General features: G+C 26.2%; 1 protein-coding gene. It reads right to left on the reverse strand.

Going from position 1 to position 711, the window contains the following annotated elements:
* The coding region (locus ON07_RS13845) for a hypothetical protein (RefSeq protein WP_010232674.1) at positions 1-307 on the reverse strand (307 nt) is incomplete at its 3' end.
* Positions 308-711: the final 404 nt, after the last annotated feature.

Consider the following 711-nt stretch of genomic DNA (forward strand, 5'->3'; position numbering starts at 1 on the left):
AAAAAACCAGATCGTTCGATGTAGATCTAAAAGAGTTGTCCAGCCAAGAGTTTCCGCTTTCCTTCAAGAGAAATAAATGTTTTTTAATTACAGGGTAATAAGAACTATTCATATTTGCATCTTCAACTCCAATCTCTATGGAATTCTTTTCGACATTAAACAAGACGTATTTTGCTAAAAAATTATACTTTATAAGATCAATAAAATCCTCCGATATTCTATTACATTTTATACAATCCTTCAAATATTCTGAAACCATTAGTTTCATAATTGTTTCTATTTCCGTCTTACAATAATATGTAGTCATAGCCCAAAGTTTAATATTGATAACTAAAAGGAAAAAGGGTTCGGGAAATTAATTTGGTAGAGATTAATTTTTTAGGAAAAATGTAGAGATTTTCCAGATTGGGAAATGCTGTGTTAGCAACAAAATTCAAATTAACAAATAATAAATTAAGCATTTATAAAATAAATCGCAAAGGTTTTAGCTAATTTTCGAGGAGATGAAATCATTAACGTTTAAAAGCTTAATAACTTAATTATCAATAGCTGAATCTTGTAAGAAAATCAAGTTCTTTAGTATAAATAATTTTGAGGCTCACTATAGAAAACAAAAAAAAGTTATAGTAAAACTAATGTTTTTTTATAACTTATAATAGTAGCTAAATATTACATAACGATAACCTCTGCATTTTTATGACAATATTTTTT

The organism is Gillisia marina, assembly GCF_000258765.1.
Classification (GTDB): Bacteria; Bacteroidota; Bacteroidia; order Flavobacteriales; family Flavobacteriaceae; genus Gillisia; species Gillisia marina.